This is a genomic window from Bradyrhizobium yuanmingense, assembly GCF_029167105.1.
GTDB lineage: Bacteria > Pseudomonadota > Alphaproteobacteria > Rhizobiales > Xanthobacteraceae > Bradyrhizobium > Bradyrhizobium yuanmingense_A.
Map to the genome: position 1 here is coordinate 1 of NZ_JARFML010000081.1, position 8460 is coordinate 8460.

Below are 8460 nucleotides of genomic sequence, written 5' to 3' on the forward strand. Positions count from 1 at the left end.
CGACAAATGTATGGCCGGGCAAGCTACCCGCTATTGCGTCGACGCGTCCTCCTGGCTGCTTGAGAACGATCGGGCAACCAATCCAACCATCGATCGCTCATGCTGCACCAAATGTGCGGAAGAACCCATTCAGGATGAAGAGCACGGGTGTTACGAAGGAGGGCGGATTCCGACCGTAGCTACGCCGAGCGTGTCGCGCCGTAAATCTCGCTTCTGGTAGTCGCGGCGGGGGCTGTCGACGCTTCGGTCATCGCGTTGCTTGGGCCGACACGGCACGAACCGCCGGATAAGGATTGACCAGATCGTCGGAGCTGCGACGCTGCAGCGGACAAAACCAGCATCTCCACCGCGCCAGACTACCGTTTCGATAAGGTCCTGCGATTGCCACCCAAAGGCGAGCGCACGAAGTTGTCGGCAGGCCGGTCCCTCGACCGCGGTTCGGGAATCTGAATCGCGACGGCGGCAGACATGAGCCCACTCTACGGACCTCCCTCGCCAGACGGTCTCATTGGTCTGATCCGGCCTGGCCTGCACCTGCATGGTTCAAGCTCGAACATGAAGAACACGCACGCTACTATCCGCGGGCGGATCGGGCATTCCGCAGTCCATTGATGACGTGCTCGATTAGAGTGCTGCTGGATTTGCGATTTGTGGTAGGTGGCTCATGAGGCGAGCGGCTATTTTGCCGGATCGATTGAACCGAACGGGATCCAGAACGAGATCAAGCGCGCGGTGCCTTGTTCCCCACGTTCTCGCGTTGTATGGCTCGGCGACCAACCCGTCCATTCTCGATCTACAAGCACCCAGTCTGACAACTTCCTAACCACTCGCTGCGTAACCGGCGACAACGCCCCCCGTGGGTCAGTTCGCAGGCATCGCCGGTTTTCCAGACAGTCGAGGAACGAATGACCTCGGTGGCAGTCGGCGCCCCACTAGGAGCGGGAGCAAGGCAAAGATTGTGCAATGACAGGAGGTCTACGCGCCGACGCTTCACTGCCAATGGATCATCTTAAACCCTCAATCTTTGTCATACGATCCATGTCCAGTTGATGACAAGGATGTCACCACTCCGACGTAGGGTCTAAGGTTTATCCCAGCAGGCTTGCTGGCAGATGCGTGTTCACTCTCGTTGAGCACACGAGCGCTACATTCCGCGGTTGGTACGCCAATTGCTCGTAAGGAGTCGCGTGCGGCCAAACCGGTCGTAGCGGCAACATCCCTGGAGTTCGCGTGAGACTTGCCAGTATTCCGTTAATCCGCCGCTGATGACGTCACCAGTCGCGTGGACGTCACCAAGCCGAGCAGAAGATTGCAGCGGCGCTCAAGGGGCGCGAGGCCTCGCAAGTACACTCTTACGACCAGATCACCGAGGCGCGCCATCGAAAACTGATCGGGGCTACACTTTTTCAGAGATTATGAGAGCACAACAGGGAGATAAACCGATGAAACTCGATACCGGATACAAGGCCCTTTGGGAGGCTTCCAAGAATTGCCCCAGTGAAGCAGGGATGGTCGGACTACTTGATCAGAGAGGGACGTTCGACCAAACGAGCAGCGTTGTGAATGCTGACTATGCTGACCGCTTTGTAAAGCCAACAGCACGAGGATGGAGATCATCTATTGACCCATGGGGTTTTGCCCGCTCCAAAACAGCTGGAGCCTTGGCGCAGACGTACAAAGGGCTAATACATATCAAAAGTCCTTTTGATCTTGCGCTTTATTCAAGGCTGATTTGGGAGCTTCAGCCGAGGACAATTCTAGAGCTCGGTTCGTTTCAGGGGGGCAGCGGCCTGTGGCTTGCCGATCAAATGTCGATCCTTTGTGAGAATCGAGGTGAAGTTCACTCCTTTGACCTGCACACGAAACGTATCCATGAAAATGCAAAACATCCACTTCTTACCTTTCATCAAGCTGACCTTTCGGACGTTGCGACCCTGGATAAAGACCTTCTGATGAGACTACCTCATCCTTGGCTTGTGATCGATGACGCGCACGTACAAGTATTCTCGATATTTTCTTACCTGAGCCAGCTTCTAGTGTCAGAAGATTATTATGTAATTGAAGATATTGTTCTATTGCTAAGTAAAGAGACTTTGGAGGGCTTGCAGTTGGTCGAGCAATCAGGTTTTTTGGTCGACACTTATTACACCGACGCTTTTGGAATGAATGTGACTTGTGCTCCAAATGCATGGTTTCGAAAATCATAAGCTTGGCGCAAGAGAATCTCCTGGTGATTTGTTTGCCAGGAGCTCATGTGAGCGCACTACCTCTAATACCAAGAATTGTGAAGTTATCGCGGCTCCGCCCAAGCGGCTTGCGGTCAGTCCGGGGCGGAGCCAGAGCGACCTGTCGCCAGTGGCGAAGGATCGGATCGTCGAGGAAACGTTTGCGCCGAGGACGAACGTGTCGGTGATCGCACGGCCTCACGGGCTGGAACCAGTTGTTTCAAGGCGCTGGCCTCGGGAATGCCCGGGACTTGTCGCCACGGTTTCTGGGGCGCGAGGCCAAGCCGTCAAGTTCGCGCGGTTTGATGCGGTGACGAGCGAGATGTTGGAAATCGTGGCGACGTTGTGGCGTGCAGGCGGCGATGTGAAACCCGAGCGGCTTGCAGCGGGTGATCCGGCGGTCCGTTCGGCATAATCCTCTCTAGTGTATTTCCTCGCCAGCCATCCGGTCGACCTCAAGGAGCGACCGGCTTGATGGCGCTGGCGCGGATGGTGGGGCTATCCCATTCTTATGTGCCACGAGATTATGTGGCGGAGGCGCCCTGGCGACCTCTGGCACTCGCACGGCGGCGACCCCTGCGCGGCGGATCAGGGTGAGACCTCTCATCCTGTCTGTCGCGCCATAAACGCCTCCCCTTGCGTTGGCCCATTTGCCGCCCGGCTTTGTAGGATGATGTTCGCCGCGCCATCCATGCGATCATTTCTTTGGCGCCGTGACGACGCGCTCGCGGTCGATGTCGGGGCTCGCGTAGCGCCGCTTGCGCGTGAAGGCGCGCACGCTCTGCGTTTTCGCCGCGGCGACCCGCGCGGCAAGCCCATTTTCGCTGGCCGCGTGGCGAGTTCTTCGAATTCCAATTCTAATTGTTCGAGCAGCCGCGGCGTGCGCTCGGAGCGCTGCCCGTACAGTTCGCGCTTGAGCTTCGCGATCCGCAATCGAGATGCGCGATCACCGCCCTGTTAACCGACAGCTCCGCTTGCATCGGCAGTCATCGCCTCGGCTCGCAGCCGGCCTCTCGCTGGGCCTGCAGCGCTGCCAAGGCACTGACAAGGTCCGATGAAGGTCGTCGGGCTTCGATATCATGAAAGCCATCGAATGAGATCAAGCAGCAGATTCACACCCAAAACGGCATCCGACCCGCGTCGGACGCTGGGTCACTTGCCTGGTTGCGCCATCATCTGCGCCGACGAGATCGTTACTGCTTCCCCCGCACGATCGACGCTGACCGGATTGTTGGCCAGCACGCGGCTACAATCGGGCAAAGTGGTTCAGGCTTGATCGCGGCGACCTCGTTCTGACAACGGGGTCGTCCTCGTCCACAAGACCAAGTTTCGTAAAGACCGCCTGGTGTTCATCCAACGACCTAGGAGGCCCTCCGTCGATACGCCCGCGAGCGGGACCCGGTGTCCGAAGGACGAGGCCTTTCCTCAGCTGGCGAGGCTGCCGTCTGTCGGCGCCCGGCCTGCAAACAACTTCGCTAAGGCGCGCAAGCTCACATATCTTGACAACGGCAAGCCTCTGTGACTGGACGATCTTCAGCCGCCGGTTCGCTGTGACCAAGCTTAGGCTGCGGCACCAACAGGGCACAGACGTCCATCGTTGCCGCCTTTACTCGCGACTACCCTGGCCATCTCAGCTACAGCAATACGGCCTACGACTAGCTCGCCGGCTCGTCGGAGCCCCCCTACTAGCGCCTCCTTGAGTCGTACTTTCGCTGCCGCCCCACCAACCGCGTTGATCCCATCCGTTCGTTTCGAACGGAACACGTACAGCGCGCTGCTGAACGGTTATGTGGTGCGCCACATAACCTTCTCACGCCTCCCTCGCATAATCTCGTCCAACACACCATAGCGGAGGTGGCACTGCGCCGCTCGATCAAGCGGCGACCAGCGGGTTTGCCGTTTGCCAAAATGCATGAGGAAACAAAGTTCTGCTGGCCCAACATTGCGCCGAGCCGTGCGGCTGAACCGTGCGTGTTTGCTCGCTGATGACAGGCTGGGACTGGACGAAGGGCGCCCGAAATGGGCGGGCGGACGACCTGCGGCGAACTGAATCAGAGCGGCTGAAAGCTTTGGGAGATCGGCGGCGACGCCGCTGTGATGCCGACGATGACGACGCCCATTGCGAGCTTCCGACGACCCTTGCCGAAGCCCATGCGCTGATCCTCGCCTTCGCGGAAGAGCGGGCGCCGGTCGAGGCCGGGATCGCCTTCTTATTTGACGAGATCGCGGGCGATGCTGCTACAGGCATTTTGTTCGATCCGCGCTGAGCGCCTTCTGATGGAACGACTGGATTACGATCTGCTGTTCGGCTCGCTGTCGGGGATCGGCGTCGAGGCCCTGGGACCATTCGGTGTTCTCGAAGAACCGCGACCGGCTGCTGGAAGGCGACATCGGGGCGAAGTTCCCGCGGCCGTGCTGGCGCAGCCCAAGGTGAACAAGCTTGCATCGAGCGATCTCTTCTCGGTCGATGGCACCCTGACGAGGCCTGGGACTCGACGAAAAGGGTCAAGCCCAAGGACCACCTGCCGAGCCGCCGCCCAAGGCGGCATGCCGATCCAGACTTCCATGGCCAGAAACGCTCGAACGGACCCATGCTTCGACCACGGATCCGGACGCCAGCTGTATCAAGGGCAAAGGCAAGGAGACGAAGGTGTGCTTCATCAGGCATCGGTGATGGAGAACCGCCGCGGCTGCTGGTCGACGTCTGCTTGACGCAGGTCGAGGGCTGCCGAACCGGTGCGCCGCGCTGCACATGATGGAGCTCCTGCCGACCGACCGACAACGATCACGCTTGGCGCCGACAGAGCCTGCGATGCAGAAGGTCTACCTTGCATAGGTCATGGTTGTGTTCAGCGATGAATATCAGAACCATTGACAGATGGTTTCGACGTCGACTCCCGCTTTCGATGGCAGTCGTACGCCCCAAGAACATGGGGATGGCTACGCTTCTTCTGCAGCGTGCGAGTTGCTCCGGCCCGGCTGTGACGTGCTTCTTGAACAGGTAACGAACGCCAAAGCGGGTTCAACTTGTCGCCTCGGCGAATACGAACAGCGAAGAAACACTGCCTCCTGGATGACGGCACTGTCTACACGCGTACCGGCCCGCAAGGAATCGAGCCTTATTCCAAGCAGCCAACGTTTGCGGTACCCACAGACGAACCCAGACACGAGTAGCATGTTTATGTGTGCTGGAACTGATTCTCCTAGTCACGAAGAGCGGGAGGGTTTGGAGATAGTTCGAGCGGTCCGTGGGTTGGTCCCCGTGCGCAGCGCGGAGTGGCCCCCGATCACCATGAAACCGTGATGACGATCGCCGACTTGGACGCTGCGAATAACGCGGCGGATCTTCTTGTCGATAATGACGGCGAAGAAAGCGCGAGCACGTGCCCCACCTTGGCCACGAAATTCGGGCTCCTCAAGACCTCGAACGTCTATCTGACCAAGCCGCAATCCAAGGCTCGCTAGATGCGCTGCGCGCTCGAGACCGACAGCCGGTTTCCTTTGTCCTCGCCGCCATCTCTTTCTGGCCGAGTCTTCTGCACCGGCCAGAACGATCCGAAGCCTCAACGCCAGAGCTTTGACCGTTTGCGACGGCCGCAAATGCCTTCAGCGCAGTCCGCTCCTCATCGCTTAGGATACGGGCTAGTTGCCGCGCCATGAAATGCTTTATCCGTGTTACCCTGAAAGGCATGGCACGTCGGTGCGACGCTAACGCGAGCCTGGCGATGCTAACTTGTGACTCAGGATGCTAGGTAACTTTCCCGGGATTATTGGCTTTGAGGCGCGCTACGCTGCGCCGGCGATCCACGCTGACGGGCACGTCGCCGTTGATGGTGGCGCGACGAACGACACGATGTTCCTCTCCGTAGTCATTGACCGCATAATGTTGCGTAGCGCGATTGTCCCAGATCGCGACATCGCCCTGCCGCCAGCTCCAGCGCACGGTGTTTTCGGGCGCGGTGATATGAGATTGGAAGAGATCGAACAGCTTCTGGCCGTCATACCTCGGGATGTCAACAAATCGCTGCACGTAATGGCCGAGCACCAACGCGCGCTCGCCGGTCTCCGGGTGGACACGCACGACGGGATGCTCGGTCTCAAAGATCGTTCTAGTGAAGACCTCGTCATAAAACTTCTTGTCGGCCGAGCTGGCGCTCCTTACGCCGTAGTTGTTCGTGTGAACAGCCCAGAGCTCGTCCGCAAGCCGTTGCAGCGGCAACGGCAGGCTAAGATAAGCCGCGGCCGTGTTTGACCAGATGGTGTCTCCGCCGGAGGCTGGGATTACAACGGCTCGCAGTACCGTAATCTTAGGATAGGCATCAACGAAGGTCCCATCGCTGTGCCATAGATCGTTGCGGCTAGCGGGGCGGGCGGAATCAACCTCGAGAATCGACGCCGTTCCCTTAGCCGGAGCGATGGTCGGATGGGGCACGAGCTTACCAAAACGAAGAGCAAAACGCTCCTGCTCGGCATCATCGAGATGACCCTGGTCGCGGAAGAAGATGACCTTGTGTGTGAGTACTGCGCTCCTGATGGCGGCAAACGTCTGGTCCGTCAGATCGCCGGACAGCTTAACGTTCCTGATTTCAGCGCCGATGCGCGCTGAACATTTGACAACGTCGCCACGTGGAAGGACATTTTCGATCAAAGCCGTCTCAGTCATCGTGGTATTCTCCGTGTTACGGTTTCTTCGAAGACAAACTATTCATCTTCGAAACGGACGGATGAACGCCAGATGCGGAGGCATAAAGCGTTTCATCAAAATCCGCGGCGATCGGCCCGTCATCCGCTCTTTGCGAAGCGCGATCGGCCAGGACAAGGGTGCAGCTGATCCGTTCCGAGAGCCATAGAGCATCATCCCGCTCGAAGCTCGACGGCTCCCCTCGCGTGTCTGCGTTCTGTTGAAGGACGATGCATTCAATTTGCATATGTCGCCAAACGGCCGGTAGTGAGGTGCCCCGCAGCTGCGAATTACGAACAAAGAATTTGCTTGGTTCATCGCAACCCGCTGACTCGTTTCGGTCAGCGTTCTCGGGATTGCCAAAGTCAATTGCGTTGGTCCAAGCAGCAATGTGAAGTGCCCGTATGTGGGCGGATGGCAGGTGACGGCACCGACTTTCATGTTTGGGCCTCGTGTTACTGGGTGATCGTTAGCAAGCACCGTGCCACTCCCGAAAATCTCTACCGGTCAGCTCTCGCTACGAGCGCAACAGTCTGATCTGAGCATAGGGTGTGAAGTGAGGCTTCAAATTCGGGTTGTGCTACCAGCATTGAGTAGCGCGTGAGAACAAGCGTGCTCGTGTCGCGGCGCGGTAGGGTTAGGCGGCGGCTTGGTGGCCGCTTACCCAATTCCCCGGAATGGTTATGCCATTTGTGTCTGATTTCCGACGTCGCAGTTATGAAGCCAGCATGGACTCGAGCAAGGAAGCCAAGTCGACCTGTGTACTGCTGTCATTGCCGCTATGCGCTGCGGCAGACCATCCTGCATCGGACGCGATCATCCCAGGATCGCTGTCTCACGCGCAATGGCATCACCCGATTTCCGGAGATCGAGTGCAGAAAGCCTCCGAGAAAAAATTCAAAGGCCTATCCGATCAGCTATTTTCAGGCGAAACTTCCTTAGCTCAGACACTCTACGCCGAGCACCAGCAAGTTCACCTTCGTGCAATTGGTCAAGGAGACCGGAAGGACCTCAGCCTAGGTCTCTTATTATCCAAGGTGCTCGAGGCGTGTTGTCACTCGCCGGTGACGTTGTAGCGCGATTTGAGGGTGCACCTATTTGTGTCGGCGGCTGCCGGTCGCAGCACTTGGTCGATCGCTAAGGAAGTCGAGGTTCAAGCGCGGATTGTCGGCCTCTGGCAGCATCGCTATGCCGACCATGGCCTAGAAGAAGGACAGGCCTCGGCCTGGCAGTACGAAGACGATCGACAAGGGATTTCAGAAGCTGCTGAAAAATGCGGCGAGCAAGGGTTTGCACGCTGGAGCGTCCCCTCTGCGGGCCGACCCGCTGGGCGATGTTGATGTCCGACATGTCCGGCGGTTCTTGCGCAGCCACAAGAATGACGACCTAGCGGCTCGCAAGTCCTGCCGCGAATGCAACGGTCCGAGCCGCTGGCGCGAGGAGGCCGCAAAGGTTGGGCACGCGATCACACGCATAGCGGTCGCCGTTGAGGCCGGTCGCGATGGCTTTTGGCTGGCGCGGTGGCTGCGAGCGCGTGGCGTTGAGGCCTTCGTT

The 8460-nt window shown here is 58.5% G+C and carries 5 protein-coding genes and 3 pseudogenes; 6 read left to right on the plus strand and 2 right to left on the minus strand.

All coding sequences use genetic code 11. From position 1 onward, the window contains the following. On the plus strand, positions 1 to 220 hold a 220-nt coding region (locus P0R31_RS40085), incomplete at its 5' end, for a hypothetical protein (RefSeq protein ID WP_275520864.1). Positions 221 to 1442: 1222 nt separating this feature from the next. Further along, positions 1443 to 2207 (plus strand): CmcI family methyltransferase, encoded by a 765-nt coding sequence (locus P0R31_RS40090; RefSeq protein WP_275520866.1) that lies wholly within the window; start codon positions 1443 to 1445, stop codon positions 2205 to 2207. Between the two features lie 733 nt (positions 2208 to 2940). Here the strand turns inward: P0R31_RS40090 and P0R31_RS41265 are convergent. Continuing rightward, positions 2941 to 3306: pseudogene (locus P0R31_RS41265) on the minus strand (IS66 family transposase); the annotation flags it as partial. 904 nt (positions 3307 to 4210) lie between these two features. Here P0R31_RS41265 and P0R31_RS40100 point away from each other — a divergent pair. From P0R31_RS40100 to P0R31_RS40110, 3 genes and pseudogenes are all read left to right on the plus strand, one after another. Next, positions 4211 to 4492: a hypothetical protein gene (locus P0R31_RS40100; protein ID WP_275520868.1), complete on the plus strand. Its 282-nt coding sequence runs from the start codon at positions 4211 to 4213 to the stop codon at positions 4490 to 4492. After that, positions 4452 to 5045, plus strand: a pseudogene (locus P0R31_RS40105) (transposase); the annotation flags it as partial. The gene P0R31_RS40100 and the pseudogene P0R31_RS40105, both read left to right, overlap by 41 nt. A 483-nt stretch (positions 5046 to 5528) precedes the next feature. Continuing rightward, positions 5529 to 5690, plus strand: coding sequence for a hypothetical protein (locus tag P0R31_RS40110; RefSeq protein WP_275520870.1), 162 nt, complete (start codon positions 5529 to 5531; stop codon positions 5688 to 5690). 283 nt (positions 5691 to 5973) lie between these two features. Here P0R31_RS40110 and P0R31_RS40115 read toward each other — a convergent pair whose 3' ends face one another. Next, entirely contained in the window at positions 5974 to 6888 is a 915-nt protein-coding gene (locus P0R31_RS40115; RefSeq protein WP_275520872.1) for a TauD/TfdA dioxygenase family protein, read from the minus strand. 1446 nt (positions 6889 to 8334) lie between these two features. On the opposite strand from P0R31_RS40115, the pseudogene P0R31_RS41270 reads away from it, so the two are divergent. Beyond that, a pseudogene (locus P0R31_RS41270) lies at positions 8335 to 8460 on the plus strand (IS110 family transposase); the annotation flags it as partial.